Below are 26,908 nucleotides of genomic sequence, written 5' to 3' on the forward strand. Positions count from 1 at the left end.
CTTGCTTCGACTGAAGTGGGACGCAAACCCGCCAAAGCTTTTCAAGTTTTCCGGAACCGCCTCGCCTTTGCCGTGTTTGCTGGTAAACTTCTGCTTGTTGAGTCCGGGCTATCCCGCCCGGGCAGGAAGGGCCGATGACGGAACGCCCCATTTCCAGTGGCGATCGCAGCCTGGCTGGGCGGCTTGCCCTGAGCCGGCTGGCGACACGGGTCTCGATGACCGTCGAGCGCGGCTGGCCGCTGCTTCTGCCGCTGCTCATTGTCGCCAGCCTGTTTCTCAGCCTCTCCTGGCTCGGCCTTTTCCCCCGGCTGCCGGACATTGCGCGTATTATCCTGGTCACGGCGTTCGGTATTGCCACGCTGGCGGCGCTCTATCCGCTGCGTTTCTTCAAGCTTCCATCCGCCGCTGAAATCGACCGCCGTATCGAGGCCGCCAACCAGTTGCAGCACAGCCCGGTGCTGGTGCAGACCGACCGTCCCAGCGGCAAGGAAAGCATCTTTTCCCAGGCGTTGTGGCGCGAACACCAAAAGCGCATGGCCGACAAGCTCGGCAGCCTTGGCGCCGACCTGCCGCGCACGCGCGTGCCGGAGCGCGATCCGTGGGCATTGCGTGCCGTGGCGGCGCTGCTGTTGGTCACCGCTTTTGCCTTCTCCTTCGGGCCGTCCGGCGGCAGGCTGTCCGATGGTTTCAGTGCCCATGCGGCGCGCGACATCGTACCGCCCCGCATCGATGCCTGGGTGACCCCGCCGGCCTATACCGGCAAGCCGCCCATCTTCTTGACCGCGCCAGTCATCGATGGCAACGCCAAGCAGGCGGTTGCCACCTTCACCGTGCCGCAAGGCAGCGACGTCTCGCTGCGCGTGACCGGCGGCTCCGGCGAGGAAACGCTAAGCTTTGCCGACAAGGGCGGCAATGCTCGCGCCATCGACCCGTCGGGACCACAGGTGGCGGCCGTCAAGGCAGCGGCGGTCAACCCGGCGACCCCCAAGCTGCGCCAGTTCACCGGCAAGCTGACCGCCGACGGCACGCTGACGCTGAAGTCGGGCGAAGCCGATCTCGGTCGCTGGGCCTTCGCGGTGATCCCCGACAAGCCGCCGACGATCCGCTTCGTCGGCGAGCCCAAGCGCGCCGTCAACGGCGCCTTCGAGCTCAACTACCAGATCGACGACGACTATGGCGCGGCCACCGCAAAGGCGGTTTTCGCGCTGGCCGACCCGGCGGCGCCCGATGCGCATCCGCTCTACGGTCCGCCTGACCTGCCGCTGGCGCTGCCGCGCCGCGGCGGCAAGGCGAACGCCGCCAAGACCACCAAGGACCTCACCGAGCACGTCTGGGCCGGCGCCAGCATCAAGCTGTCGCTTGTCGCCACCGACGATGCCGGACACACCGCGACCAGCGAAACCAAGACTATTGTGATGCCGGAGCGGCCCTTCGCCAACCCGCTGGCGCGGGCGGTGGTCGAGCAGCGCCGCCTGCTGGCGCTCGACGCCAATGCCAAGCCGCGCGTGCTCGACCTGATGGACGCCATCACCCTGCGGCCCGAGGACACGTTCGACAACATGTCGCATTACCTCGCCATCATGAGCGCCCGCAGCCGGCTGAAGATGTCGGACAGCGACGATCAGTTGCGCAACGAGATTGCCTATCTCTGGGAAATCGCGCTCGGCATCGAGGAAGGCAATCTCTCGTCCGCCGAAAAGCGGCTCCGCCAGGCCCAGCAGGCGCTGCAGGACGCCATCAAGCGCGGCGCCAGCGACGACGAGATCGAAAAGGCGATGAAGGAACTGCGCGAGGCGATGAACGAATTCCTGCAGGAATTCGCCGAGCGCGCCAAGCAGAACCCGAACGCGCCGCAGATGCAGCAGAACGGACGCGAGCTGCGCCAGAGCGATATCGACCGCATGATGGACCAGATCGAGAACCTGGCGAAGTCGGGCGACCGCGACAAGGCGCAGGAGCTGCTGTCGCAGCTGGAAAACATGATGAACAACCTGCAGGCCGGCCGTCAGCAGCAGGGCGGCGAGCAGGACAGCGAGATGCGCCAGCAGATGGACAAGCTGGGCGAGATCATGCGCCGCCAGCAGGAGATGATGAACGACACTTATCGCATGGACCAGATGCAGCGCGGAGATAATCAGCAGCCCGGCGAAGGCAATGGCGACGATCCGGACCAGCCGGGCGTCGGCAAGGATCGCGATCCTCTCGCCCGGCCGAAGTCGATGACACCGCAGGAATTCGCCGATGCGATGAAGCAGCTGCAGGAAGGCCAGGGCCAGTTGCAGAGCGAACTCGACAAGCTGAAGAAGGGCCTGGAAGGCATGGGCATGCAGCCCAATGAGGGGTTTGGCGACGCTGGCAAATCCATGGGCAACGCCGAAAAGTCGCTTGGCGAAGGCGAAGGCGACCAGGCAGTCGGCCACCAGGGTCGCGCGCTGGAAGCGCTGCGCAAGGGCGCCAAGGAGATGATGAAGCAGCTGCAGGCGATGCAGGGCGACCAGGGCGGCAGCCAGGAAGGTGGCCGCCAACAGGACGCCGGCCGCGATCCGCTGGGCCGGCCGCGCGCCAGCCGCGGACCCGATTTCGGCGATTCGGTGAAGGTGCCCGACGAGATCGACGTGCAGCGCGCCCGCCAGATTCTCGAAGCGATTCGCAAGCGGCTCGGCAACGCGCTCAGCCCCGACATCGAGCGCAGCTACCTCGAGCGGCTGCTGGAGCTGAAGTAGCCTCCAAGGCAACATCCGTCGAACTGAATGGTATCAGCGCCATGCCGAAACTCGGTGCCGTCACGCCCATCCTGCGCATCTTCGACATCGCCAAGGCACGCGAATTCTATGTCGACTTTCTCGGCTTCAAGGTCGAGTTCGAGCACCGCTTCGACGACAATGCGCCGCTCTACATGGGTGTAATCCGCGACGGCTGTGTCCTGCATCTGAGCGAACATCATGGCGACGGCGCGCCGGGTATAGCCATGCGCATCAAGGTCGAGGACATCGCGGCATTGCACCGCGAACTGATCGGCAAGAGATACCGCTACGCCCGGCCGGGCCTCGAAACCACGTCGTGGCAGACCCGTGAAGTGTCGGTCGGCGACCCCTTCGGCAATCGGCTGCATTTCTACGAGGATGCAACAGACTAAGCCGGCCGGTTGACGAACGCCTCGCGGATCGCCTCCTGCATGCCGTCGATAGCCTCGCCTGAGGCATTTGGGCTGCGGTGCATCACCACATTCGAGGAATCGATATGGCCGAACCCGTCAGCGGCGGTGAGTTCACGACAGCCATCCGGAATATTGCTGTGCGAGATCGGCGCGATCGCCAGGCCGGAGGTGACGGCGAGCTTCAGGCCGCCGGTGGTGTCGCTGGTATAGGCGACACGGTAGGCCAGCCCACGCTGCTCCAGCGATTTGATGGCGAAGTCCTTGCACCAGCCGGCTCTGTTGTAGAGCGCGATCGGCACCGGCCGCTCCTCATGCATGTGATGCAGGCTCGATGTCACCCACACTGTCGGATCGTGCATCAGCACCTCGCCGCCGGAAGGATCCTGCCATTCGAACACCACGGCGAGGTCGAGTTCACCGGCGGCTAGCGCCGCCAGCTGGGCGCCGGAATGTGCATAGCGCACGGTGACCTCGACCTTGGTGTGACGCTTCGAGAAGGCGCCGAGCGCGCGCGACAGGATGGCGTGACCATATTCCTCGGGAATGCCGATGCGCACCGGCCCGCCAAGCGGTGCCGCCGCCATCGACGCCGCCGTCTCGTCGAGCAGCGAGACGATGCGGCGGGCATTGACGATCAGCTCGCCGCCACGGCGCGTCAGTGCCACGCCGCGCGAGCCGCGTTCGAACAGCCTGTCGCCGACCAGCTCCTCGAGCTTCTTCATCTGCATCGACACCGCCGACTGGGTGCGCCCGGCCTGCTCCGCCGCCCGGGTGAAATTGCCCGCTTCGGCAATGGCGACGAAGGTGCGCAGGAGATCGCTGTCGAGGGTTGGCCGCATCGAATCCGTCATAAGCAAATTTGATCGCTGGTATCATTCCAATTCGTTTGCAACATGTCAAACGCCGCAGCATAGTCCGCTCGCCCATTGGATATGCCGCCGCGAAATCGGCTGCGGACCAATCAAAGAGTCCTCACTCATACCCGCTGCCCGAAACGGTGGCGGGTTCTTTTTACCCCATGGCCGGGCGGCTGCGGGCAGTTAAGGCAAGGGCCGGCAGAACAACATGCGCAACCGGATCGTTCTCGGCATCATCAGCCTGTGCCTTGGCGTGCTGGTGTTCTCGCTCCAGGACCCGCTGGTCAAGGCGGTGTCGGCCGGCTATCCCGTGACCGAGGTGATGTGGATCCGCTCGATCGTCGCTTTGCCGATCCTGATCTTTCTCGTTCGCGCCGACGTCGGCCTGCGGGCCATCGCCTCGAAGCGGTTCGGCCTGCTGACGATACGCGCCTTCATCCAGTTCTCCTCCTATACGGTCTACTATCTGGCCATCGCTGCCTTGCCGCTCGCCGACGCGGTGGCGCTCTATTTCATGGCGCCCCTGTTCATCATGGCGATGGCCGGGCCCTATCTCGGCGAGCGGGTATCCTGGCAGGCTCTCGCCACCGTGCTGATCGGCATGCTGGGCGTGGTCGTGATGCTGCGCCCGGGCGCCGGCCTGTTCGACTGGGCGGCGCTGCTTTCGTTGGGCTCGGCTTTGCTCTACGGCTTTTCACAGCTGATGGCGCGCAAGATCGGCGACACCGAATCCTCCACCGTCATGGCCTTCTACCAGAACGGCGCCTATCTGGTCGGCGCCGCTGCGGTTGCCGGCACATTCTGGCTTGCCGGCATAACCCATGCTGTCCACCCCAGCCTCGAATTCCTGGTGCGGCCGTGGGTCTGGCCGACGACCCCGGATTTCCTCAAGATGGCGGCCTGCGGCTTCGTCGCTTCGGCCGGCATGATTCTGCTGTCGCAGGCCTACAGGCTGGCGCCCGCCAACCGCGTCGCCACCTTCGAATACACCGGCATCATCTGGTCGCCGCTGTGGGGCTTCCTGTTCTTCGACGAGGTGCCGCGCTCGACCACTGCCATCGGTGCGGCGCTGATCATCGGCGCCGGTCTGCTGGCGCTCAACACCGAACGGCGCCGGAGCGCTGCGCCTGTCCTCGCCGCGTCTCAGGATGTCGCCTGAAGCGTGTCAGGCGAAGCAGGCGAGCGCCTGGTCGACCCGCGAGCGGATTTCGGCCAGTGTGAAAGGCTTTTGCACGACGTCGATAATGACGCCGTTCAATTCCTCGGCGCGCTCGCGCTGGTCGGCATAGCCGGTCATCAGCAGGATCTTCATGTCAGGGAAAAGCCTGGCTGCGGCGATCGCCATCTCGATGCCGTCCATTTCCGGCATGCGGATATCGGAGACGACGAGGTCGTAACCGCCGCCTGCAGCACTGACCATCGCCAGCCCCTGCGCGCCGTCGGCGGCGATATCGATCGAGTGCCCGGCGCGTTCGAGCGCGCGGGCGGCGAGGGTGCGGACGGACTCATCGTCCTCGACGATCAGAAGCTTTGCCATGGGCCGGAATTTGGCGGGCAAAAGTTGACTTTTTCTGAAAATTTGAAGCGTCGGGGGCCTTTTCTCAGGCATCGCCTTTGACGACACCGACAAACGGCAGTTCGCGAAAAGCGTGAGCGACGTCCATGCCGTAGCCGACGACGAAGTAATCGGGACAGTCGAAGCCGACATAGTCGGCGTTCAGCTCGGTCTGGCGGCGCATGCGCTTGTCCAACAGCACCGCGATGGCGCAGCTTTTGGCGCCGCGCGACAGCATCAGGTTGCGGGTGAAGGACAGCGTCTTGCCCGACTCCAGGATATCGTCGATCAGCAGCACGTCGCGGCCGGCGACCTCATTGTCGATGTCGCGCAGCACCCTCACCTCGCCGCTGGTGGTGCCGGCGCCATAGCTGGAAATGAAGATGAACTCGACCTCCGGCGACAGCCCGACATCGTGCATGGCGCGGATCAAATCGGCGGCGAAGATGAACGAGCCCTTCAGCACCGAAATCACCAGCAGGTCGTGATAGTCGTGCTCGGCGATCTCCTTGGCGAGTTCGAGATTGCGCCGCGCGATCGCGGACGCCGAAAACAGGACCTCGATGTCCTTGCCGCGCACAACTGGCATCAACGACCTTTCCAGAGAAACCGACTAGCCGGCGAAGGTGACCGCCACGGCCTTGACGCCGTTTCTAGGCACATCGAGGCGGCTGGAAAAGCCGAATCTTTCGCCGGGCGCCAGAGAACGGTTGGATGTCCCCAGAGTATAGCGGGTGATGCGGCTGTCATTGCCGGTGACACGTATCTCCAGCGAAGGCAATTGTCCCGCCTTCAAACCGTCATTGACGGCCTCGCCGTCCACGAACAGCACCGGGGTGGGTCCCGAGGCGTCGACACGCGACGTGACGCCGGCAATGCTGAGTACGGCGCCCTCCGGCTGTTCGACTGACCAGAACGGCGTCTGGCGCACCAGCGCGTGGCCACCCGAGACCCAGAAGGCGGCAAGCGCCGCACCGATGCCGGCAATCCAGAAGATCGGCCCGCCACGCGATGCCGGCCGCCCGGCTGACGCATCTGATTTGCGCAGCATCTCCATGCCTTCCATCGACGGCGTCGCGATGTCGCGCGCCGGCGTCGGCATGGCTTCTACCCTTGGGATCGGCTGCGGCAGCACCTCATAATCCGCATCGACAATGTCGGTCGCCACAGGACGCGATTCCGGTGCGACACTTGTCCCGGTCATGATTTCGCCGGAAACCGGGCGCGCGGTTCGTTGCTCAGCCATCATGGCCCCGCTGTTGCCTGTTCGTTTCTTTTGCGTAAATGGAAATGGTTAACGCTTCCCACCGGAACCCTTGTGACGCACTCAAGAACAGCGAAAATTAACCGACGGTTAACCATGGCGGCCGATGGTCGTCGGACAGAAAGGGCTGGCACGCCGCCGCCCTCAGGTCGTCGCACGTGATCCGCTTCGAAAATGTCGGCCTCCGCTATGGCATGGGTCCGGAAATCCTCCGCGACATCTCCCTGCACATTCCGGAGAGCTCCTTCCAGTTCCTGAGCGGGCCCTCCGGCGCCGGCAAGACGACGCTGCTGCGCCTTCTGTTCATGTCGCTGAAGCCGACACGCGGGCTGATCACCATCTTCGGCAAGGACCGCTCGCGCATCTCGCGCGCTGAACTGCCGCATCTCAGGCGCCGCATCGGCGTGGTGTTCCAGGATTTCCGCCTGCTCGACCACATGACCACCTATGAGAATGTCGCTCTGCCGCTGCGCGTGCGCGGCCGCGAGGAAGCGAGCTACCGCACCGACGTCACCGAACTTTTGAAATGGGTTGGCCTGGGCGAGCGCATGCATGTGCTGCCGCCGGTCCTTTCGGGTGGCGAAAAGCAGCGCGCGGCAATCGCCCGGGCCTTGATCGAACAGCCCGAAATCCTGCTTGCCGACGAGCCGACCGGCAATGTCGACCCGCCACTGGCACGCCGGCTGCTCAGGCTGTTCATCGAGCTCAACCGGCTCGGCACCGCGGTGGTGATCGCCACTCACGATCTCGGCCTGATGGAACAGGTCGACGCGCGCCGCATGATCCTGGCCGGCGGAAGGCTGGATATTTATGACTGAAGTATCGGCCGAACAGCTGCATGGAGACGCCGCCGAGCGCGCGACGACGACGCAGCGCATCCAGCGCCGCATGGCGCCGATCGTGCCGGCGCAGAATATTGCCGGCCGCGCCTTGGTGCTGGTCATCGCCATCATGACCTTCCTGTCCTGCCTGACTTTCGGCGCCGTCACGCTGGTGCGCGACACTGCCTCGGTCTGGGAAAACCAGATCTCGCGCGAGGCGACGATTCAGATCAAGCCGGTCGACGGCCTCGACATGGAGGCAGCCCTTGCCCAGGCCTCGCAGATCGTCGGCGAATTCCCCGGCGTGAAGGAAACCCGGATCATCGATCGCGACGCCACCGCGCGTCTGTTGGAGCCATGGCTGGGTTCGGGCCTGAATATCGACGAATTGCCGGTGCCGCGCCTGATCATCGTCACCATCGACGAGACCAGTCCGCCCGACTTTAGCGCCATCCGTGCGGCGCTCACGCCCAAGCTGCCGAGTGCTTCGCTCGACGATCACCGTACTTGGGTCGACCGGCTGGTCGCCATGGCCCGCACCACGGTCACCATCGGCATCGCCGTGCTGGTCCTGATGCTGTCGGCGACGGTGCTGACCGTAGTGTTTGCGACGCGCGGCGCTATGGCGGGTAACGGCCATATCATCGAAGTGCTGCATTTCGTCGGCGCCGAGGCGCGCTTCATCGCGCGCGAATTCCGCTGGCATTTCCTGGTCACCGGGATGAAGGGCGCGGCCGCCGGCGGCGCAGCCGCGATCCTGGTTTTCATCGTCTTTTCCTGGTGGTCGTCGCGCAACATGGCAACGCCGCAGGCCGACCAGGCCACCGCTTTGTTCGGCAATTTCGCCATCGGATCGGCAGGCTATCTCGGCGTCGGCCTGATGGTGCTGGTGATCGGCGGACTGACGGCGGCGACCTCGCACGCCACCGTGGTCGCCTATCTCAGCGACATCGATGTCCGCCAGCCGGATGCGGGGTGAACCGTGAGGGCAGAAGCGAAAACAGTTGGGGGGAAGGACAGGAATGGAAGGGACGATCACGGATCGAAAACCGACGTAACGCAATGTGCGCTTTTTTCCTTACCAAAAAGGCATTTCAGGATTAACCATAGGATGATGAACGCGCGGGAGTCGACCGGAACGGCTGGACAGATGCCAGTGGTGCGTTCGCGTGTGCGCACCGGGCTGGGCCGTTTGCGCACCGCCCTGCGTCTCGCCTCCCTCTGTCTACTGCTGCTGGTGGCCCTGTTTGCCGGTGGCTTCGGCTGGTTCGCCAGCAAGGTCAGCCACATGACGACCCCGGCCAACCCGGCCAAGGCCGATGCGATCATCGTCTTGACCGGCGGTCAGGCCCGCCTCGACGCAGCACTCGATCTGCTTGCCTCCGGCAAGGGCGAGCGGCTGCTGATCTCAGGCGTGCATCCCTCTGCCAGCCGCCGCCAATTGCAGGCTGCTACCGGCGGCGACAAGGCGCTGTTTTCCTGCTGTGTCGACATCGACCGCGCCGCGCTCGACACGATCGGCAATGCCGAGGAAAGCGCTAAATGGGTGGAGAGCCACGCCTATGGCAGCGTCATCCTCGTCACCAACAATTACCACATGCCGCGCAGCCTGCTCGAGATGGGCCGCCTGCTGCATGGCGCCAGGCTTGAACCCTATCCGGTGGTCAACACCAATCTGGACAATGGCGACTGGCTGACCAAGCCGGAAGCGCTACGCGTGCTTCTGACCGAATACAGCAAATACCTGCTGGCGCTGGCGCGCGGCGTCGTCTCGGTCCGCCAGACCGCCGACAGCGTCGCTCTGGCCGAGGTTTCGACCGCCAAGGACTAAAGCAATTCCAGGAAAAGTGTGTAGCGGTTTTCCCGGGAAAAACACGTACGCTTTCCCTTGGGAATTGCGTCCAAACAGACGATTCTGACGGCGCTCGATTACCCCTTGGCCGTGCCGTCTTCCGCGCCACGCAGCCGCGCAATCTCCTGTTCGAGGCGTTCGATCCGCTTGTCGCGTTCGGCGAGTGCGGCCGCGACATCGGCGGCCTCGAATCGCTGCGGAATGTGTTGCGGGCAATTGGCATCCCAGGCCAAGACGGTGAACAGGATGACCTGCTCGGGGCGCGCCTTGTAGTCCTGCGGCATCAGCCTTGCCAGAAGCTCGGCATCGTCCTCGACGACCCGCGCCGTGCCCCAGATCTTGACGCGCTGGCGATGCGCATAGTCGATCAGGAACAGGAATGCCTGGTTGTTGTCGGCGAGATTCCCCTGCGTGATGAACTGCCTGTTCCCGGAGAAATCGGCAAAGCCGATGGTCTTCTCGTCCAGCACCTTGAGGAAGCCGGCTGGCCCGCCGCGATGCTGGATATAGGGCTGACCCTCGCCATTTGCCGTCGACAGGAAGACGCTGGTCTGCGCCGCGATGAAGTCGGCGAGGTCGGGCGTCATATGGGCGCGCCATCCGCCGCGCTCCTCGGCGCTGGCATAGCCCTTGCGCGAACCTTTGCGGGTCTGGATCGCCTTGACCGTCGGCGTGAAGGCGACATCGCTGGTGAAAGTATGAGCATTCATGGAAGCCTCCGCGAGGCCGAAACACGGCCATTGTACGCGAAGAGGTAGGTCCTTCCATGTTTTGGATGTAGATGGCATAGTTGCAAGCTATCTTTCCAATTTCCGGAAGAAACTATGGATCGTCTCGAAGCCATGTCGCTGTTCGTCGCCGCGGTGGAAGCGGGCAGCCTTTCCGCTGCCGGCCGCCATTTCGGCATTCCACTGGCAACGGTCAGCCGCAAGGTTTCCGACCTCGAGAAGCACCTTCAGGCGCGCCTGCTGAACCGTTCGACCCGGCAGCTCACGCTGACCGATGCCGGCCAGGCCTATCTCGCCGCCTGCCGCCGCATCCTCGGCGAGGTCGGCGAAGCCGAACGCACCGCTGCCGGCGAATACAGCACGCCGACCGGCGACCTGTTCATCACCGCGCCGGTCGTCTTTGGTCGCCTGCACGTGCTGCCTGTCGTCACCGAATTCCTGGCGGCTTATCCTCAAGTCAACATTCGCCTGACGCTGGCTGACCGGATAACCCAACTGGCGGAGGAACATCTCGACCTTGCCATCCGCATCGGCGAGCTTGCGCCTTCGAGCCTCATTGCCATCCGCGTCGGCGCGATCCGTCGCGTCGTGTGCGCCAGCCCCGCCTATATCGCCGCGCATGGCATGCCGCGGACGCCGGACGATCTGGCCGCGCATGAATGCATCAGTTTCGAAGGGCCTGCAGCGCTCGCCAGTTGGAGCTTTGCCGGCGACAAGGGCGAACTGATCGTGCCGATCCGCTCACGGCTGCGCGTCAACACGGCGGAAGCTGCAATCGATGCCGCGATTGCAGGCGCCGGGATGACGCGGGTGCTCTCCTACCAGATCGCGGACGCAGTACGTTCCGGCGTGCTCGTCCCGGTCTTGCGACCCTTCGAGCCGCAGCCGTGGCCGGTGAGCCTCGTCCATGCCGGCCAAGGCCTGCTGGCGGTGAAACTCAGGGCGTTCCTCGATTTCGCCGCTCCGCGGCTGAAGCAGCGGCTATTGCAGGCGACGTGGTGAGTTGAGACTGGCTTGAGTCAGTGGCGAGCCGGCCTATGTCAGGCCATTGCGGCGTTTCCTTTTTGCCCGCGCTTGGTGTAACCAACGCACACCTCCTCAACGGGCCCTTCCCCGCATGCTCTATATCCGCTCGCTGGCGTTCAACTTCGTCTTCTATGTCAATCTGATCGTCCAGATGGTCCTCTGGACCCCTTACTACTTCCTCTCGCCACGCCATCGCGCCTGGTTCGTGCCTAAATTCTGGTCGCGCACCAGCCTGTGGCTCTACGACAAGATCGCCGGCACCAGGAGCGACATCACCGGCGTCGAAAACCTGCCCGAGGGCTCTTTCATCCTGGCGCCGAAACACCAGTCGTTTTGGGACGCGATCGCTTTCTTTCCGTTTTTACACGACCCGCTTTATATCCTGAAGCGCGAGCTGACCTGGATTCCCTTCTTCGGCTGGTACATCCTGAAGATGCGGATGATCCCGGTTCACCGCGGCAGCCGCTCCAAGGCGTTGAAGCAGGTCGTAGCATCGACAAAGCAGGAGATGGGGCGCAATCCGCGCCAGCTGATTATCTACCCCGAAGGCACGCGCCGAGCGCCAGGCGACGAGCCGGCTTACAAATACGGCATTGTCGAGCTCTATACGCAGCTTGGCGTCCCGGTGGTACCGGTCGCCCATGTCGCCGGCCTCTATTGGCCTCGCCGTAAATTCTTGCGCTTTCCCGGCACCATCAAGGCCCGCTTCCTGCCGCCGATTCCGCCCGGGCTCGGCAAGGACGAATTCATGGACCGGCTGATCGGCGATACGGAAGTCGCCTGCGACCAGCTGCTGATCGAGGCATCGCAGGCTCCTAACCCGCCGCAAATGCCGCCGACGGCGGTCAAGCGGCTGGCCGAACTCGCCGCGGCCGCCAAAGCAATTCCAGGAAAAGTGTGAGCGGTTTTTTCCGTCCTGAATTGCGCCAAAACAAGAAAGACCAAAGCTTGATCTCTTCTGCGGGTCGGCTCAAGGCCACGCCGCCAGCGCCGTGGTCAGCACCAGCGTCGCCGCGAAGGCCAGATTGATGATCCGCGACGCCAGCGGCTGGCGCAGGGTGCGGGCGAAGGCCGCGCCGGCCAGCAGCCACAGCACATGGATGGCTACGATCATCAGGTGAGAACCGCCAGCCTGGCCGGGATGCCGAGAGCATCGGCGCCGGCTGCGGTCGCGGAGCCAGCAAGGACCGCAGCAATCGCCACATAGGCTTTCGGGTTGGCAACGGCGAGCAGTAAGCCGCCGAGGAAGGTCGGCAGAACCGCGCTGCTGTCACGCGCGGCCAGCGGCGGCGCTGTCGCTATTCTATAGGCGAGGTAGAGAATATAGGCGGCGGAAGCCACCGCCAGCACTGGCGCTACGCCCGGCATCGAGGTGAGGATAGCCTTGATGCCGGTGGCCACCACCAGCAGCACCGCGACCGTGCCTAAAATCATCCCCGATGTGTAGTGAAGCGAATTGCGCAGGCCGAAGGCGGCCCCTATCGCCGTGACGCTGATCGTCGCCGGGCCAGGACTGCCCATGACGACGGTTGCCGCCAGCACCAGCGCCAGCAATTGCTGCCAGGGCTGCGCCTGCGAAAGAATGTCTGCGGCCATGCTGCCTCTTCTCCACAATAATGGAGAACAGTGTGGCAAGGCGGACAGCCGGCGTCTTGAACGATCGTGCCGAACCTGCGCGGCTAGGCGCTGGCCTTGTCCAGCGCCACGAGATCCTCCGCGCTGAGCTTCAGCGATGCGGCGCGCACCAGGCTGTCGACCTGGTCCAGCGTCGTGGCGCTGGCGATCGGCGCAGTGATGCCGGGCTGCGCCATCACCCAGGCGAGTGCTACTTCCGCCTGCTTGGCCGAATGGCGCGCCGCCACAGTGTCGAGTGCGGCCAGAATGCGCATGCCGCGCGCATTGAGATAAGCCTTCACGCCGCCGCCGCGTTCACTTTTGCCGAGATCGGCCTCGCTACGGTATTTGCCGCTCAAAAACCCCTTGGCGAGACTGAAATAGGTGATGACGCCGATATCCTCGGCCACGCACAGATCATGCAGCGGCCCGTCGAAGGATGAGCGGTCGTAGAGATTGTATTCCGGCTGCAGCACGCTGTAGCGCGGCAGCCCGCGCAGGCTGGCAACATCGAGCGCGGCGCGCAGCTGGCCGGCGTCAAGATTCGAGGCGCCGATATGGCGGACCTTGCCGGCAGCGAGCAGCTTCTGGTAGGCGCCGAGCGTCTCCTCATAAGGGGTTGTCGGGTCCGGCCAATGCGAGAGATAAAGGTCGATCACGTCGGTCTGCAGTCGCTTGAGCGACGCCTCGACTGCCCTTTCGATATGGGCAGCGGACAGATCCTTCTTGCCTTGTCCCATATCCGAGCCGACTTTGGTGATGACGATGATCTTGTCACGGTTGCCGCGGCTTTTCATCCATTTGCCGATGATGGTCTCGGACTCGCCGCCCGCGTGGCCGGGCACCCAGCGCGAATAGGCATCGGCCGTATCGATAGCGTTGAGGCCGGCGCCGCCGAACCGGTCGAGCAGGTCGAAGGAGGTCTTCTCGTCCGCGGTCCAGCCGAAGACATTGCCGCCCAGGACCAGCGGCGCGATGGAAAGGTCGGTTTGACCGAGACGGCGTTTTTGCAAGACGGGGCTCCGTGGGCTGGCGGCGGGCGACCCGAATGCTTCGGGCCGCAGCTAAGCTAGGTCTCGCCGCGCCGAGGTCAAAGGCCTCAGCCAATTTTTCCAGCGGGCCAGCGCTTCACAAAGGCGCGAGCGCTTCGCCTGCAGGCTCGCCGTGGTCTACTGGCTCACGAGGCGATCCGCTTCGCCACCTCTTCCAGCCAGTGGTCGCTGATACCCAGCGCCGCGAGATGCTGCAGCGTGTTGAGCACATAGTCCTCGTTGTTTCCGGACTGGCCGACGGCGCCACGGATAACACCTGCCGCATGCGCGGGGTCGAGCCCGCCGGCATACTGCTCATGCTGGCGGTGGACGATATAGGCGACCGCTTTCACTCTCTCTCCCGCGGCCGCCCCATTCCCGTCGAGGCTGATATCGAGCACACGCTCGAGGTAGACGCTGGTCACCAATTCGCGCTCGCGCAGATAGGTCAGCACCTCATCGCGCAGCTCGCCGGGCACGCGAAAGGCCAGCCCGATGCAGGAGCCGCCACGGTCGAGGCCTAGCACCAGGCCCGGCCGCTGGCGCGTGCCGCGATGCACGAAGGAATAGACGCACAGCGACCGGCGGTAGCCGTAAAGCCGCGCGCGGCGGGTCTCCACATGCGCAAATCCCGGCCGCCAGATCAGCGAGCCGTAGCCAAAAACCCAAAAATCGCCCATATCGCCAAGCCTGATTGCACGAGAGTGACGCCGCCGCATCGGAATCGGTGCTCTTCTGTTCTTTTTGCTTGTTGCGTAAGCCACAGTCCACCCGCAACACGCCCGCGTTAATGAAAGCCGCAGCATGACGTCAAGTGACGAGCGTCCGTCGAAGTTTCGCCGCCGGCTGATGTGGCTCGCTGCCTTGGTCGTTATGCTGTTCGGCGTCTACAGCGCGGTCTGGTTCTATGTCGCCGGTCGCGTCAGCAGCGAAGCCGACAAGGCGGTGGCCTCGCTCAAGGACAAAGGCATCGAGGCCGGCTGCGCCAACCTCACTGTCAGCGGCTACCCCCTGAGTTTTGCCATCTCCTGTGACAATCTGGCTTACGAGGACGACGCCAGGAACGTTGCCGCCTCGGCAGGCAGCTTCAACTTCGTTGCAGAGCTCATCCGGCCTTTGTCGCCTGCCGCCGAGTTGCGTGGGCCGCTGCGCACCTCGGTGCCGGGGATGGCGCCGCTATGGATCGACTGGGACAATCTGCAGGCCAATGCCAAGCTCTCCTGGCCCTTGCCACGCAGCATTTCGCTGCAGGCCGAGAGCTTGTCCGGCCAGACCGATCCGGCCGACGACACCGACCCGGTTTCACTGTTCAGCGCCGGAACCGCGGCGGGCGAGTTGCGACCCGACGGCCAGGACATCGGCTACGTCGGCAGCTTCACCGATCTTGAGATCGACGCCGACGCGATCGGCGGGCGCGTGCTGCCGCCGCTCGACGGCAGCGGCGACGCGACGCTGAAGAACGGCGTCGCGCTGATGAAGACGCAGGCCAGGAGCCTGCGCGGCCAGGCGGTCGACATCCACAAGCTCGATCTGTCGTCGGGAACCGCGCGCATCACCGTCTCCGGCCCGGTGTCGGTCGACGCCAACGGCCAGGTCAATGCCGACCTGACGATCAAGCTGCAGGATCCCAAAGCCGTGGCGGCAATCCTCGCCACCGCAATCCCCGAGCAGAAGAGCCAGATCGAGCAAGGCTTTGCCGGTCTGGCGCTGCTCGGCAACGAACCGTCGATGCCGCTCAAGGTGGTGAAGGGCAAGGTCTCGCTCGGCTTCATTCCGCTGGGCAAGATCAAGCCGCTCGATTAGAGCAATTCCAGGAAAAGTGTGAGCGGTTTTCCGTCCGGAATTGCGTTAAAACAAAGAGATAGAGCATGATCGCAAAGAGCGGGAACGGCTATTGGGGCGAGATCATGCTCGAGCAAGCCGACGCATGAACCGACCGGTGAAACTGCTGAGCGTTGGCGCGCTGACGCTGGATACCATCCTGCGCGTCGAAACCCTGCCCACGCATCAGGGCAAGTTCATCGCCTCGGACGGCATCCAGATCGCCTCGGGCATGGCGACAAGTGCTGCCTGCGCCGCCCGCCGTCTCGGCGCCGAGGTGTTCCTGTGGGCAAGTGCAGGTGACGATGCCGTCGGCGACCAATTGCTGGCCGGCATCGAGGCCGAGGGCGTCGATTGCCGCTTTGTCCGCCGCGTCGAAGGCGCCCGCTCGGCGCTGGCCGCGATCCTGGTCGACGCTCATGGCGAGCGCATCATCGTGCCCTTCTACGACCCAAAGGCGCAGGCCGACCCCGAGGCGGTGCCTGTCGCCGATCTTTCCGGCTTCGATGCCGTGCTGGTCGATGTGCGCTGGCCGGGCGCCGCCGCTCTTGCCTTGACCGCCGCGCGCAGCGCCGGCCGTCCCGCCATCCTCGACGCCGACACGGCGCCGGTTGAGGTGCTGGAGCGCCTGCTGCCGCTGGCATCGCACATCGTCGCTTCGGAGACGGCGGCACGCATCGTCTGCGGCCATGCGCTGGACCCCGAAACCGCCTGTGCCGACCTCGCCAGCCGCACCGATGCCTTCGTGGCGGTTACCGGCGGCGCCGCGGGAAGCTGGTGGCATGACCGGTCCGCCGGATGCGTGCGCCACATCGCGGCGCCGAAGATCAAGGCGATCGACACGCTTGCCGCCGGCGACGTCTTCCACGGCGCCTTTGCTGTCGCGTTGGCGGAAACCATGCCGATCGAGCAGGCGTTGCGCTTTGCCAGCGCGGCGGCCGCGCTCAAATGCCAGCGCTTCGGCGGCCGGCTGGGGGCGCCAAACAGGGACGAGGCAATGGCCATGGTCGCGGCGACCTGGCCCGTCTGAAACAGATTTAACTTTTCACCGGGTGCTCGACCGCCTGCCGGCCGAAATCCGGCACGTCGATATCCTGGCCGGCCTCGATGATCGAACGGCGAACGGCCCGGGTGCGGGTGAACAGGTCGAACAGCTTGTCGCCGTCGCCCCAGCGGATCGCCCGCTGCAGCGAGGCGAGGTCCTCCGAAAAGCGCGCCAGCATTTCCAGGATGGCATCCTTGTTGTGCAGGCACACGTCGCGCCACATGGTCGGGTCGGAGGCGGCCAGACGGGTGAAGTCGCGGAAACCGGAAGCCGAATATTTGATCACTTCCGACTTGGTCACCGATTCCAGATCGTCGGCCGTGCCGACGATGTTGTAGGCAATGATGTGCGGAAGATGCGAAACGATGGCCAGCGTCATGTCATGATGCTGCGGGTCCATCGTGTCGATGTTGGAGCCGCAGCGCCGCCAGAATTCCGACAGCTTTTCCAGCGCGGCCGGATCGGTTCCCGGCAGCGGCGTGAAGATGCACCAGCGGTTTTCGAACAGGTCGGCGAAACCCGCATCCGGGCCCGATTTCTCCGTACCTGCCAGCGGGTGCCCCGGAATAAAGTGCACGCCGTCCGGTACATAGGGCTGCATTTGCGCAATGACCGAGGCCTTGGTCGAACCGACATCGGTGAGGATGGCGCCCTTTTTCAGCGCCGCTGCGATCTCTTGCGCCACCTCGCCCGACGACCCCACTGGCACCGAGACGATGATCAGGTCGGCGTCGCGGACTGCTTCCCTGGCGTCGGTGGTGTAGCTCTCGCCAAGACCGAGCTCCTTCGCCCGCGCCAGCGTGGCCGGGCTGCGCGTCGCGATGGCGACATGGCGGGCCAGGCCCTCAAGGCGGATGATGCGGGCCAGCGACGAGCCGATCAGGCCGATGCCGACCAGCGCGATCTTTTCAAACATCGGTGCTGTCATTGTTTCAGCTTTTCAGGAATGTCGTGAGGGCATCGATGACGCCGCGATTTGCTTCTTCGGTGCCGACGCTCATGCGCAGCGCATTGGGAAAGCCATAGCCGGTAACGCGCCGCAATATATAGCCGCGCTGGGTGAGGTAATCGTCCGCCGCCTCAGCCGAATGCTTCTTGTCGTCGGGAAAGTGGATGAGGACGAAATTGCCGACGCTGGGCGTCACGCGCAGCCCAAGCTTCGTCAGTTCTTCATTCAGCCAGGTGAGCCAGGTCTCGTTGTGCAACGAACTGCGCTCGACATGGGCGCGGTCGCGGATGGCGGCAATGCCGGCCTCGATCGCTGTTGCGTTGACGTTGAAAGGGCCGCGGATGCGGTTGATGGCATCGACGATGTGCAGTGGGCCATACATCCAGCCGATGCGCGCGCCGCCAAGGCCGAGCTTGGAGAAGGTGCGGGTCATGACCACATTCTGCGCGCTGCCCGCCAGCTCGATACCTGCCTCATAGTCATTGCGCCTGACATACTCGGCATAGGCCGCGTCCAGCACCAGAAGCACGTTGCCTGGGAGCGCGGCATGCAGGCGGCGGACCTCCTGGAACGGCAGATAGGTGCCGGTCGGGTTGTTGGGATTGGCGAGGAAGATGATTTTGGTCCGCGGCGTCACCGCGGCCAGGATCGCGTCGACGTCGGCGCGCTCCTCGGTTTCCTTCACAGCAACCGGCTTGGCCCCCGCCGACTGAATGTAGATCTTGTAGACCATGAAGGCATGTTCGGTAAAAATCGCCTCATCGCCTGGCGCAAGATAGGTCTGCGCCAGCAGGCCAAGTATCTCGTCGGAACCGTTGGAGCAGATGATGTTTGCCGGGTTGAGGCCGTGCACCTCGGCGATCGCCTCGCGCAGCCGGCGGGCGGTGCCGTCGGGATAGACATCAAGCTTGCTGGCCACTTCGCGCGCGGCCTCGATCGCCTTCGGCGACGGGCCGAGCGGGTTCTCGTTCGACGACAATTTATGGACCTTGGCGACGCCGGCAGGTGCCGTGCTCTTGCCCGGTACATAGGCGTCGATGTCCATGATGCCCGCGCGGGGCGTCGGCCGTGCCTTGCCCGCTGTCTTGTCCATGTCGCAAATCCATCCAGAATGCCTCCGTCCGGAGGCCGCAGCGGAAATACAAGCCGTAGCCGCGAATGTCGAGAGGCGGGCATAGCTGGCCGTTGACGCCGGGCCGCACGAGTTCTAGAAGAACGCAACAGTTCCGTGGTGATTTGGCCGGTCGGCTTGCAGCCACGTTAAACAACTCGCTAAAGGGCCGTTTGCGTGACGTAACCGGCTTTGCGATCGCATTGCCGGTTTTTTATTGCCTGACGGCGGGCAAGGAGAGTCACATGGCCGCGCTCCGCGCTACAAAAACCAACAACGAGGCCGACAGCCCGTCGAGCCCGGTGTTGCGTTTTGGCCCTGACAAGCCGCTGAAGCTCGACGCCGGCACGCTTTTGTCGCCGTTCCAGATCGCCTACCAGACCTATGGCACCCTCAACGATGCCCGCACCAACGCCATCCTGGTCTGCCACGCGCTGACCGGCGACCAGCATGTCGCCAACACCAATCCGGTGACCGGCAAGCCCGGCTGGTGGGAAGTGCTGATCGGTCCCGGCAAGATCATCGACACCAACCGCTTCTTCGTCATCTGCTCCAACGTCATCGGCGGGTGCCTCGGCTCCACCGGTCCGGCCTCGACCAATCCCGCCACCGGCAAGCCCTACGGCCTCGACCTGCCAATCATCACCATCCGCGACATGGTGCGGGCGCAATTGATGCTGGTCGACCATTTCGGCATCGAAAAGCTGTTTTGCGTGCTCGGCGGCTCGATGGGCGGCATGCAGGTGCTGGAATGGGCATCGTGCTATTCCGAGCGCGTCTTCTCGGCCCTGCCGATCGCCACAGGCGCACGCCATTCCTCGCAGAACATCGCCTTCCACGAGGTCGGCCGGCAGGCCGTCATGGCCGATCCGGACTGGCATGGCGGCAAATATTTCGAGCACGGCAAGCGCCCGGAAAAGGGGCTCGCCGTGGCGCGCATGGCCGCCCACATCACCTATCTGTCGGAAGCCGCCCTGCATCGGAAATTCGGCCGCAATCTGCAGGACCGCGAAGCACTGACCTTCGGTTTCGACGCAGATTTCCAGATCGAAAGCTATCTGCGCCACCAGGGCATGACATTCGTCGACCGCTTCGACGCCAACTCCTACCTCTACATGACCCGTTCGATGGATTATTTCGACCTCGCCGCCGACCATGGCGGCCGGTTGGCAGATGCCTTTGCCGGGACCAAGACCCGCTTCTGCCTGGTGTCCTTCACCTCGGACTGGCTGTTCCCGACCGAGGAGAGCCGCTCGATCGTGCATGCGCTCAACGCCGCCGGCGCCTCCGTCTCCTTCGTCGAGATCGACACCGACCGCGGCCATGATGCCTTCCTGCTCGATGAACCCGAACTGTTTGCCGCCATCAAGGGCTTCATCGGCTCGGCGGCCCGCGCAAGGGGGCTCGCCTCATGAGCGTCAATGGCAGCCAGCGCGTCGACCTCGAAGTCGTGGCCAACCTGATACCGCCGCAGTCGCGGGTGCTCGATGTCGGCTCCGGCGACGGCCTGCTGCTCGAACTCCTGCAGGAGACCAAGCAGGTCGACGGCCGCGGGCTGGAGCTGTCGCAGCGCGGCGTCAATGAATGCGTGGCGCGCGGTCTCTCGGTCATCCAGGGCGATGCCGATACCGACCTCGAATTCTATCCGGACAAGGGTTTTGACTTCGTCGTCCTGTCTCAGACGCTGCAGGCGACCCGCAACCCGAAGCTGGTGCTCGACGAGCTGCTGCGAATCGGCAACCGCGCCATCGTCTCCTTCCCCAATTTCGGCCACTGGCGGGTGCGGCTGTCGCTGTTCGTCAATGGCCGGATGCCGGTGACCGCGGACCTGCCCTATTCCTGGTACGACACGCCCAACATCCATTTCTGCACCATCCGCGACTTCGTCAATCTGGTCGAGGAACTCGGCGCTTCGGTCGAGAAAGCCACCGCGCTCGACGGCAACGGCCAGAAGATCGGCCTGTCGATGCCATGGTGGTTCTGGAATTTCTTCGGCCAGCAAGCGGTGTTCTTGCTGAAGCGGTAGTTTGCCCCTATTCCAGCACGTCCGTCGCCTTGTGCGGGTGCTGAACGCCATCGGCGATGATCACATCGGCGTGGGAGTTGTCGGTGCGCAAGGCCAGAATCTCCCGATAGGCTGATGAATCGTACCAGCCCCACGCATGCGCCCTGTCCGGAAACTCGATGACGATCAGATGCCCGGGCCATTCGTTTTCGACCACGTCCATGTCGCCGCCGTGGACAAGGAAGCGGCCGCCGAACGGCTCCAATGTGGCGTCGATCCTCTGCAGATACTCGACAATCTGCGGGCCCATTGTGACTTGACGCATATGGGCGACGGCGTAGGCGGCCATGGCTGAACTCCCTGTGAGATCGAAGCCCGACGACCGGCTTCGTTGGCGCAATCTGCAGACATGATGGCCATCGGTCGATTACGTCTGGGGTAATCGGCCGGCTTACCGGCGTCCTGGCTCAACAGTTTGTGATGACATTGCCGCTGGTTTTTTGTAGCGTCGAATCGAATGCCATCCCGGGGTAAGGCTTGGACGGCGACCATCAAAACCTCCGGCCTCCAGGCATTTCGGGGCACAATCGAAGCAACATGTCCAAGGCAACCGACCTCGCTCCGCTGATCTCGGTGATCACACCGACGCACAATCGCCGCAGCAAGGTGGTGCGCGCCGTGGAGAGCGTGCTGGCGCAGAATTTTCCCCGGTTCGAACACATTGTCGTCGATGACGGCTCGACCGACGGTACGGCAGCCGCACTTGCCGAAATCCGCGATCCACGGCTGATCTATGTTGGCTCGAAATGGCGCGGCGCCAATGCCGCCCGCAATGCCGGCATCGAGCGGGCGCAGGCGCCGGTGGTGACATTCCTCGATTCCGACGACGTCTATTTGCCGGATCGCCTGGCGCGGACGCTGGAGCAGTTCGACAACAATCCCTCGCTCGAAGTGCTGATCAGTTCCTTCGTGTCGCTGAAGGGCAATCGCCGCACCAACTGCGTCAACCGCGAGGCGCTGCTGAGCCGCGACTCGCTGGAGCGGGCCCTTGTCGCGCAGACCATCTTCATTGCCGGGTCGGCAATCACCGCCCGGCGCGAGTCGCTGCTGGCCATCGGCGGCTACGACAGTGACGTCACGCGCATGCAGGATCGCGAATTGTTGCTGCGCTTTGCCCGTCGCAGCGGCGCGCAGCTGTCCGAAGTGATCGACTGGAAAAAGTACAACTCGGAGAATTCGATCTCCGGTCGCCGGGACGGCTATGTCGAAGCCTATGCGAGCTTGATCGACAAGCACCCCTATATCGCCGACCGCTACCCCTACATTCCGCCTTACATGATCGCCCGGCAGCTCATCGCCGATGCACTCAAGGGCAGGGTTTCGCAGGCGTTCTCCGGCTATATGGCCAACCGGTCGTCGAAGGCGCTTGGCTATTCGCTGCCGCAGCTGTTGCGTGGCTATGTCGGCGGCCGGCGCTGGCGCCGCGATCTCTATGCCGAATTTCGCGACAAATACGGTGCACGGCCGGCCTGAAGTTTGCCGACAAGCCGCGCAGCGGCTTTCCCCTCCGAACTGCCTCAAACCTCATTTGTCGAGTTCCGGCAGATATGGGTCGGAATATAGCCGCCGGTCGCGTTCGCCCTGTAGGCAGTCCATGGGTGCGGCGGCATCGATCGGGACCACGGTCGCATCGGCGATGCCGCTCACCTCCAGGATCAGCTTGCGGCGTATGGCGGTGGCGAATTCCGAGGCCGCATAGATCGGCAACACGAAGGAGCCTGGCCCACCGGTGACGCAGTCGTCATAATACTGGTCGAGATGGCTGAACGTCGGCGACGGGCTGATCAGGATCGGCAGGCCGTTGATGACGATGCCCTTGGCCACCGCCGCATCGCGTGTCGTGGCGACGGGCAGCCCGGTGTTGTTGGGACCGTCGCCGGAAATGTCGATGACGCTGCGTGGCGCATCGAACCCCGTGCCCTCGAACAGCCCGGCGCCGAAGGCAAGCGCACCGGAAATCGAGGTGCCGCGAAAGCTGCGGAACGGCCGCGCTTCTATTCTGTCGGCGAAGGCGTTGGCGCTCTCTGCGCTGTCGATCACCTGCCAGGCGATGACGCCATCCTCGCGCACGACGCCCGCCCATTCGAAATAGGCAAGCGCGATGCGCCCGGTGGTTCCCGAGCGCACGGCCTTGATGAAATCGGGATGCCTGAGGGCCTCGACATAGCCAGCGCGCTGCAGCGCGAACTCCCTCTCGTCCATCGACTGTGAGATGTCGACGGCCAGCACCAGTTCGACATCCACGGCAACGGCCGGGGCAGCCACGGGCGTGGTGCAGGCAAGGCAGGCAAGCAGGCTGAGCGCATCGAGCATGGCCGCACCACGGACGTTTCGACCCGTGAATCTTCGCCGCGATCGCGGCGAAATAAAGCCCCTTCTACTTCTTTCGCCGCACGGCCGCTTTCGGCGGCGGGTCGATGGCGCCGGTCCTGACTCGGGCGGGTTTCAGTGGCGCAGCACCCGTATCCTTCACGATGTTCAATGCGCGTGGAAAGAAATGACCATTGTGCAGTCCGCGCCCGATGTTGAGGATCGCGGTTTCCGGCAGGCGTTTCTCCAGCATGGACAGTACCCTTCGCAGCGAAGGACCATCGAACGCGTCCATCGCTTCGTCGATGATCACCCATTTCGGCTGCCGCAAGGCCAGCCTGGCGAAGGCCAGCGACCGCTGTTCGTCATCGTTGAGTTCACGCTCCCAGCGTGCGGAACGGTCGAGCGAGGATGACAGCCGCTCGAGGCCGACCTCGGCCAGCACCGCCCCAAAATCAGCATCGCCAGCCGGCGCCGAGCCATTCGGATGCAGCACTTCGCGTAACGTGCCGGCAGGAAAATACGGAACACGCGGCACGAAAATCGGCGTTTCTCCGGCCGGCAAGCCGATCCGCCCGCTGCCCCAGGGCCAAAGGCCGGCAATGGCGCGGAAGAACAATGTCTTGCCGGCGCCTGGGTCGCCGGTGATCATGACGCGCTCACCGGGATGGATCTCGACATGGCTGTCTGAAAGTTTGGTGCAGCCCTCCGGCGAGGCCACTTGGAGCTTCTCGAAGGTCAGGCTGCCATTGGCGTTATCGCCGAATTCGATGCGCTTTTCCTTGTCGTGCAGCACATCGGTTTCATCGAGCGCAATGCGGAAGTCGGCAACGCGCATCAGCGTGGCGCGCCAGTCGGCGATGCCGCCGATATTGTTGATGAACCAGCGCAGCGACGAGTGCACCTGGTTGAAGGCGCCGACCGCCATCATCAACCCGCCAAAGCTGATATCGCCTGAAAAATAGACCGGCGATGCCACCAGGATCGGCGCCACCACGGTGATCCAGCCATAGGTATCGGTCACCCAGGACAGGTTGATCTGCGCTTTGTAGATGTTTCGCATCGCGCCCAGCACCGTGCCAAGGTCGATTTCGAGCCGTCTCTTGGCATCGGCTTCGCCGTGATAGAGCGCGATGGCGTCGACATTCTCGTTGACGCGCACCATCCCGGAACGCAGCTCGGCCTCGCGGGTGTAGCGGTCGCTGTTGAGGCGGATCAGCGGCCGCCCGACCAGCCAGCTCAGCCAGGAGGCGATGCCGGCATAGAGGAACGCGGCCCAGACCATGTAGCCCGGTATCGCCAGCGACCAGCCGTTGATGTGGAAGACGAAGCCCGACGAGAGTTGCCAAAGCACGCCGACGAACGACACCAGCAGGATGAAGGATTGCAGCAGGCCGACGCCGAGGTCCGTCGACAGATCGGACAGATGCGCAGCATCCTGCTGCATGCGCTGGTCGGGATTGACGCCGATGGCGCCGGCATTGGCGAGCCGGAAGGCCCGCGCCGGCCGCATCCATTGGTCGATCAGGTCGAGCGTCAGCGCCTCGCGCAGCTTCAGCCGGATCATCTGGTTGAGCCAGGTCTGAGCGATGTTGAGCAGGAGCAGCGTGCCGGCAATCACGGCAAAGATCATCAGCTGATGCAGGAAGGCCGCCATGTCGCGACGCGCCAGCGCATCGTAGAAAGGCTGGTTCCAGCGGTTGAGCAGAACCTGGCCGATCGACGTGGCGACGATGACCGCCATAATGCCGACCGACGTCCAGACCAGCCACTTGCGCACCGGTGAGCCTATCAGCGCCCGTTTGATCGTCGCCACCTGATCGCGCAGGCTGCTGGCTTCGACGGTTACCGGCTGAGCGGTGGCGGACTTGTCCGGTTGATCAGCCATGCACGAGGTCCTTGCGTTCAGAAGCGTTGCTGAAACCAGATGGAGAGACTTGAAGGCATCCGCCGCTCAAACGGACCGCGAATGCACCTGCGACAGATAGGTGGGAAAAACCCACGCAACACCAGTTTTCATGATGATCACGAAGGTGTCACCTGACGCGTCGTCGATGTCACCCCTTCCGCCCGGCGGCCAAGCCGCGTCGCACCGTGCGGTGACAGTACCGGCACGAAGACACGGCGCGAGGCGCGCTGCGCGACCGGCACGCCCTGATAGAGCCGCTTCTGCGCCTCGACCACGATGACGCCGGAAAAGATCGGCCAGAACCGCCGGCCGGCGCGCTCCAGCACATTGTGGAACCGCATCATGAAGCGCCGCGGCGATGGCGGGAAGAACAGCGCGTCGGACCAGGAAGCCGGTGTGAAATTCGCCTCGCGGAGCAATTCTGTCAGCTGGCCGCGCGAGAACGGCCGGCCATTGCCGAACGGCGTGTGCTCGAACCGCGCCCAGACACCGCGCCGGTTGGGCACGACGATGACGACGCGCCCTGCCGGCGACAGCACCCGCCAGATCTCGTTCAGCGTCTCGCGCGGGTTTTCGACATGTTCGAGCGAATGCACGAGCAGCATGCGGTCGATGCAGGAATCGACCAGCGGCAATTCCTCGTCGAAGACCAGCGCCGTAGCCGTCGGCCCGTTCGCCGGCCAGACGACGGCGCCTTGCGTAGCAGGCATGAAGGCAAACACCCGCTCGGCATCGGTGCCGAACCGCTCCAGCCACGGCAAGGTATAGCCGAGCCCGACCAGCCGCTCATTGGGCACTGTTGCCCATATTGAGGACAGCGCCATGGTGATCGAGCGTTCAGCCAGGCGGCCGAGCGTGGTCGAATAGAAGGAGCGGAGATCGACGATATCGGAATGCATGCGCGGGACGGTAGCTGCGATGCCGCCCAAGTTCAACAAAGCCGGCACGTTCTGCAAAGCTAGAGTGACATCGGCGGCCAAGCGCCCTATGTCTGCGCCAACAGATGGAGAGATGCCAATGCCCGTCGAAATCGAACAGTTCATGTGCCGCAGCGACAATTTCGGCGTGCTGGTGCATGACCCGAAAAGCGGCGAGACCGCCATTATCGACGCGCCCGAAGAAGCGCCGATCATTGCCGCGATCGAGCGTACCGGCTGGAAGCCGACGATGATCCTGACCACCCACCACCATGTCGACCATGTCGAGGCCAATCTGGCGCTGAAGGAGCGCTTCAAGCTGCGCATCGTCGGACCGGAGGCTGAAAAGGAAAAGATCCCCGGCATCGACGAGACCGTCGGGCAAGGCTCGGTCGTCCATCTCGGCGGCGAGCGGATCGATGTCATCGCCACGCCCGGCCACACTGCGGGCCATGTCTCCTATCATTTTCCGGCCTCGAAAGTGGCGTTCACCGCCGACACTTTGTTCGCGCTCGGCTGCGGCCGGCTGTTCGAATGCAAGCCGCCGGTGATGTATGAGTCGCTGAAGAAGCTCGCCGCACTCCCGGCGGACACGGTCATCTATTGCGGCCATGAGTATACGCTTTCGAACGCCCGCTTTGCGTTGACCGTCGACCCGACCAATTCGGCGCTGAAAGAACGCGCCGCCAAGATCGAGACCCTGCGCGCCGACAACAAGGCGACGCTGCCGACCACGATCGGCGAGGAATTGTCGACCAATCCGTTCCTGCGCTGGCACGACCCGGCGATCCGCAAGCATCTCGGTATGGAGGAGGCCTCCGACGCCGAAGTGTTCGCGGAAATCCGCAAGCGCAAGGACAATTTCTGAGCATCGTT

The 26,908-nt window shown here is 64.0% G+C and carries 27 protein-coding genes, 1 pseudogene and 1 riboswitch; of the genes and pseudogenes, 14 read left to right on the top strand and 14 right to left on the bottom strand.

The features are described 5' to 3' along the window. Nucleotides 1-134: 134 nt before the first annotated feature. A complete protein-coding gene (locus tag NLY37_RS19475; RefSeq protein ID WP_023737447.1) occupies nt 135-2,723 on the top strand; it encodes a TIGR02302 family protein in 2,589 nt (862 codons plus the stop codon). A 41-nt stretch (nt 2,724-2,764) separates the two neighbouring features. Next, nucleotides 2,765-3,136 (top strand): glyoxalase superfamily protein, encoded by a 372-nt coding sequence (locus NLY37_RS19480; protein ID WP_023685340.1) that lies wholly within the window; start codon nt 2,765-2,767, stop codon nt 3,134-3,136. On the opposite strand, the gene NLY37_RS19485 is transcribed toward NLY37_RS19480, so the two are convergent. Beyond that, nucleotides 3,133-3,996, bottom strand: coding sequence for a LysR family transcriptional regulator (locus NLY37_RS19485; RefSeq protein ID WP_023737446.1), 864 nt, complete (start codon nt 3,994-3,996; stop codon nt 3,133-3,135). The genes NLY37_RS19480 and NLY37_RS19485 overlap by 4 nt on opposite strands. 226 nt (nt 3,997-4,222) lie before the next feature. On the opposite strand from NLY37_RS19485, the gene NLY37_RS19490 reads away from it, so the two are divergent. Then, nucleotides 4,223-5,173: a DMT family transporter gene (locus tag NLY37_RS19490; RefSeq protein WP_023737445.1), complete on the top strand. Its 951-nt coding sequence runs from the start codon at nt 4,223-4,225 to the stop codon at nt 5,171-5,173. Between the two features lie 6 nt (nt 5,174-5,179). Here NLY37_RS19490 and NLY37_RS19495 read toward each other — a convergent pair whose 3' ends face one another. The 3 genes from NLY37_RS19495 to NLY37_RS19505 form a co-directional block, all read right to left on the bottom strand. Further along, entirely contained in the window at nt 5,180-5,551 is a 372-nt protein-coding gene (locus NLY37_RS19495) for a response regulator (protein WP_023694030.1), read from the bottom strand. A gap of 64 nt (nt 5,552-5,615) precedes the next feature. Beyond that, nucleotides 5,616-6,158 (bottom strand): hypoxanthine phosphoribosyltransferase, encoded by a 543-nt coding sequence (gene hpt, locus NLY37_RS19500; RefSeq protein WP_023673315.1) that lies wholly within the window; start codon nt 6,156-6,158, stop codon nt 5,616-5,618. Between the two features lie 24 nt (nt 6,159-6,182). Beyond that, nucleotides 6,183-6,818: a hypothetical protein gene (locus NLY37_RS19505; RefSeq protein ID WP_023735188.1), complete on the bottom strand. Its 636-nt coding sequence runs from the start codon at nt 6,816-6,818 to the stop codon at nt 6,183-6,185. Between the two features lie 173 nt (nt 6,819-6,991). Here NLY37_RS19505 and ftsE point away from each other — a divergent pair, with 173 nt between their 5' ends. From ftsE to NLY37_RS19520, 3 genes are all read left to right on the top strand, one after another. Continuing rightward, nucleotides 6,992-7,651, top strand: coding sequence for a cell division ATP-binding protein FtsE (gene ftsE, locus NLY37_RS19510; protein WP_023685344.1), 660 nt, complete (start codon nt 6,992-6,994; stop codon nt 7,649-7,651). Continuing rightward, nucleotides 7,644-8,633 (top strand): cell division protein FtsX, encoded by a 990-nt coding sequence (locus NLY37_RS19515; protein ID WP_023742887.1) that lies wholly within the window; start codon nt 7,644-7,646, stop codon nt 8,631-8,633. Before ftsE ends, NLY37_RS19515 begins: the two co-directional genes overlap by 8 nt. A gap of 132 nt (nt 8,634-8,765) precedes the next feature. After that, nucleotides 8,766-9,485 (top strand): YdcF family protein, encoded by a 720-nt coding sequence (locus tag NLY37_RS19520; protein ID WP_023742888.1) that lies wholly within the window; start codon nt 8,766-8,768, stop codon nt 9,483-9,485. 98 nt (nt 9,486-9,583) lie between these two features. Here the strand turns inward: NLY37_RS19520 and NLY37_RS19525 are convergent, their stop codons facing one another. Then, complete coding sequence (locus NLY37_RS19525) at nt 9,584-10,216, bottom strand: pyridoxamine 5'-phosphate oxidase family protein (RefSeq protein ID WP_023742889.1); 633 nt, start codon at nt 10,214-10,216, stop codon at nt 9,584-9,586. Nucleotides 10,217-10,330: 114 nt separating this feature from the next. On the opposite strand from NLY37_RS19525, the gene NLY37_RS19530 reads away from it, so the two are divergent. Both NLY37_RS19530 and NLY37_RS19535 read left to right on the top strand, forming a co-directional pair. After that, nucleotides 10,331-11,236: a LysR family transcriptional regulator gene (locus tag NLY37_RS19530; protein ID WP_023742890.1), complete on the top strand. Its 906-nt coding sequence runs from the start codon at nt 10,331-10,333 to the stop codon at nt 11,234-11,236. A gap of 115 nt (nt 11,237-11,351) precedes the next feature. Beyond that, a complete protein-coding gene (locus NLY37_RS19535; RefSeq protein ID WP_023742891.1) occupies nt 11,352-12,161 on the top strand; it encodes a lysophospholipid acyltransferase family protein in 810 nt (269 codons plus the stop codon). 69 nt (nt 12,162-12,230) lie between these two features. Here the strand turns inward: NLY37_RS19535 and NLY37_RS19540 are convergent. The 3 genes and pseudogenes from NLY37_RS19540 to NLY37_RS19550 form a co-directional block, all read right to left on the bottom strand. Continuing rightward, nucleotides 12,231-12,856: pseudogene (locus tag NLY37_RS19540) on the bottom strand (LysE family translocator). A gap of 83 nt (nt 12,857-12,939) precedes the next feature. Further along, nucleotides 12,940-13,887, bottom strand: a complete 948-nt coding sequence (locus NLY37_RS19545) for an aldo/keto reductase (RefSeq protein WP_023701390.1) — start codon at nt 13,885-13,887, stop codon at nt 12,940-12,942. A 164-nt stretch (nt 13,888-14,051) separates the two neighbouring features. Further along, entirely contained in the window at nt 14,052-14,585 is a 534-nt protein-coding gene (locus tag NLY37_RS19550; RefSeq protein ID WP_023742892.1) for a gamma-glutamylcyclotransferase, read from the bottom strand. A 124-nt stretch (nt 14,586-14,709) separates the two neighbouring features. Between NLY37_RS19550 and NLY37_RS19555 the strand changes: the two genes are divergently transcribed. Both NLY37_RS19555 and NLY37_RS19560 read left to right on the top strand, forming a co-directional pair. Next, on the top strand, nt 14,710-15,708 hold the full coding sequence (locus NLY37_RS19555; RefSeq protein ID WP_023742893.1) for a DUF2125 domain-containing protein: 999 nt from the start codon (nt 14,710-14,712) through the stop codon (nt 15,706-15,708). A 124-nt stretch (nt 15,709-15,832) separates the two neighbouring features. Beyond that, nucleotides 15,833-16,756, top strand: a complete 924-nt coding sequence (locus NLY37_RS19560) for a sugar kinase (RefSeq protein WP_023742894.1) — start codon at nt 15,833-15,835, stop codon at nt 16,754-16,756. 7 nt (nt 16,757-16,763) lie between these two features. Here the strand turns inward: NLY37_RS19560 and NLY37_RS19565 are convergent, their stop codons facing one another. Together NLY37_RS19565 and hisC are read right to left on the bottom strand one after the other, a co-directional pair. Continuing rightward, nucleotides 16,764-17,699: a prephenate/arogenate dehydrogenase family protein gene (locus NLY37_RS19565; protein ID WP_023742895.1), complete on the bottom strand. Its 936-nt coding sequence runs from the start codon at nt 17,697-17,699 to the stop codon at nt 16,764-16,766. 4 nt (nt 17,700-17,703) lie between these two features. Then, complete coding sequence (hisC, locus tag NLY37_RS19570) at nt 17,704-18,813, bottom strand: histidinol-phosphate transaminase (protein ID WP_023742896.1); 1,110 nt, start codon at nt 18,811-18,813, stop codon at nt 17,704-17,706. A gap of 125 nt (nt 18,814-18,938) precedes the next feature. Next, nucleotides 18,939-19,016, top strand: a riboswitch (SAM riboswitch). 60 nt (nt 19,017-19,076) lie between these two features. Here hisC and metX point away from each other — a divergent pair. Together metX and metW are read left to right on the top strand one after the other, a co-directional pair. Beyond that, nucleotides 19,077-20,246 (top strand): homoserine O-acetyltransferase MetX, encoded by a 1,170-nt coding sequence (gene metX, locus NLY37_RS19575; protein WP_023742897.1) that lies wholly within the window; start codon nt 19,077-19,079, stop codon nt 20,244-20,246. Continuing rightward, entirely contained in the window at nt 20,243-20,857 is a 615-nt protein-coding gene (gene metW / locus NLY37_RS19580; RefSeq protein WP_023673299.1) for a methionine biosynthesis protein MetW, read from the top strand. The genes metX and metW overlap by 4 nt, the downstream gene beginning before the upstream one ends. Before the next feature lie 7 nt (nt 20,858-20,864). On the opposite strand, the gene NLY37_RS19585 is transcribed toward metW, so the two are convergent. Next, nucleotides 20,865-21,185, bottom strand: coding sequence for a DUF1330 domain-containing protein (locus NLY37_RS19585; protein ID WP_023694041.1), 321 nt, complete (start codon nt 21,183-21,185; stop codon nt 20,865-20,867). Nucleotides 21,186-21,433: 248 nt separating this feature from the next. Between NLY37_RS19585 and NLY37_RS19590 the strand changes: the two genes are divergently transcribed. Further along, nucleotides 21,434-22,369 (top strand): glycosyltransferase family 2 protein, encoded by a 936-nt coding sequence (locus NLY37_RS19590; RefSeq protein WP_023673297.1) that lies wholly within the window; start codon nt 21,434-21,436, stop codon nt 22,367-22,369. 51 nt (nt 22,370-22,420) lie between these two features. Here the strand turns inward: NLY37_RS19590 and NLY37_RS19595 are convergent, their stop codons facing one another. The 3 genes from NLY37_RS19595 to NLY37_RS19605 form a co-directional block, all read right to left on the bottom strand. After that, entirely contained in the window at nt 22,421-23,209 is a 789-nt protein-coding gene (locus NLY37_RS19595; protein ID WP_023714977.1) for a DUF1194 domain-containing protein, read from the bottom strand. A gap of 64 nt (nt 23,210-23,273) precedes the next feature. Continuing rightward, nucleotides 23,274-25,094, bottom strand: coding sequence for an ABC transporter ATP-binding protein/permease (locus NLY37_RS19600; protein ID WP_023737439.1), 1,821 nt, complete (start codon nt 25,092-25,094; stop codon nt 23,274-23,276). A 137-nt stretch (nt 25,095-25,231) separates the two neighbouring features. Further along, on the bottom strand, nt 25,232-26,014 hold the full coding sequence (locus NLY37_RS19605) for a class I SAM-dependent methyltransferase (RefSeq protein WP_023670688.1): 783 nt from the start codon (nt 26,012-26,014) through the stop codon (nt 25,232-25,234). Between the two features lie 118 nt (nt 26,015-26,132). Between NLY37_RS19605 and gloB the strand changes: the two genes are divergently transcribed. Then, nucleotides 26,133-26,900 (top strand): hydroxyacylglutathione hydrolase, encoded by a 768-nt coding sequence (gloB, locus tag NLY37_RS19610; protein ID WP_023670687.1) that lies wholly within the window; start codon nt 26,133-26,135, stop codon nt 26,898-26,900. Nucleotides 26,901-26,908 lie beyond the last annotated feature (8 nt).

It is taken from the genome of Mesorhizobium sp. C395A (genome assembly GCF_030323205.1).
Lineage (GTDB): Bacteria > Pseudomonadota > Alphaproteobacteria > Rhizobiales > Rhizobiaceae > Mesorhizobium.